We start from the raw sequence: 850 nt of genomic DNA, 5'->3' as shown, positions 1-850 counted from the left end.
CCGGCCCCTCCTGGGGCCGTTTGGGCGTGGCCCCTACCCGCGCGGGTACTTCTCTCGCTTCCTCCTCACCTGCCTGAGTTCACCCACCTCGGCAGCCCCACTTCACCCGCGAGAGCGGTGCTCCCCGTGGCTCGCGCCCCGGCCGCGGCTGCCGGCCCGGCGAGAGGCTCCCCAGTGCCCAGAGCGCGGCGGCGGCCAGTGCGATCGCCCCGGCCAGCGCGGTTCCTGTACCCGTCGTAGCTGTCTTGCGAGTGGTTGGGCGGGCCGGCCGCCCGGTCCGCCCGTGGTCCGGCGGCACGGGTACGCCGATCACCGGAAGCAGGCGCGACGGGCCGCTACGAAGCAGGGGCGGAGGCAGGAGCGTGAGCGGGTCCAGGTACGTCTTCCCGCGGCGCAGGCCCCAGTGGAGGCATGGCCCGCGGCAGTGGAACGGGCCCCGTTGCAGTACGGCGACGGGCTCACCGGCCAGGACGCGCCGGCCCTTCCGCGCGGTGGGGCGAACCGGTTCGTAGGTGGTGCGTAACGCGGGACGTCCCGAGCGGGACAGTTCGATGGTGAGGACTCCGCGCCCGGCAACCATTCCCGCGAAGGTCACCCGGCCGGGCGCCGCCGCACGCACCGTCGTACCGGCCGAGGCCGCCAGGTCCACGCCGCGGTGCCCCGCCGCCCATGGCGTGGGCGGCGGCTCCCAGCCACGTAACACTGCAGGCCGTATGCCCTCCGCGCCCTCCACCGGCCACGCACGCTCCGCCGAAGCCGAAGCCGAAGCCGAAGCCGAAGCCGAAGCCGAAGCCGAAGCCGAAGCCGAAGCCGAAGCCGAAGCCGAAGCCGAAGCCGAAGCCGAAGCCGA

The 850-nt window shown here is 74.5% G+C and carries 1 protein-coding gene; it reads right to left on the bottom strand.

Translation table 11 applies throughout. The features are described 5' to 3' along the window. Positions 1 to 79: 79 nt before the first annotated feature. A complete protein-coding gene (locus AB0D04_RS41975; protein ID WP_362712688.1) occupies positions 80 to 619 on the bottom strand; it encodes a hypothetical protein in 540 nt (179 codons plus the stop codon). Positions 620 to 850 lie beyond the last annotated feature (231 nt).

Source organism: Streptomyces sp. NPDC048483, assembly GCF_040651455.1.
Taxonomy (GTDB): domain Bacteria; phylum Actinomycetota; class Actinomycetes; order Streptomycetales; family Streptomycetaceae; genus Streptomyces.
Note: the sequence above shows the minus strand (reverse complement) of the source record. Positions and strands in the feature narration are given on the sequence as shown.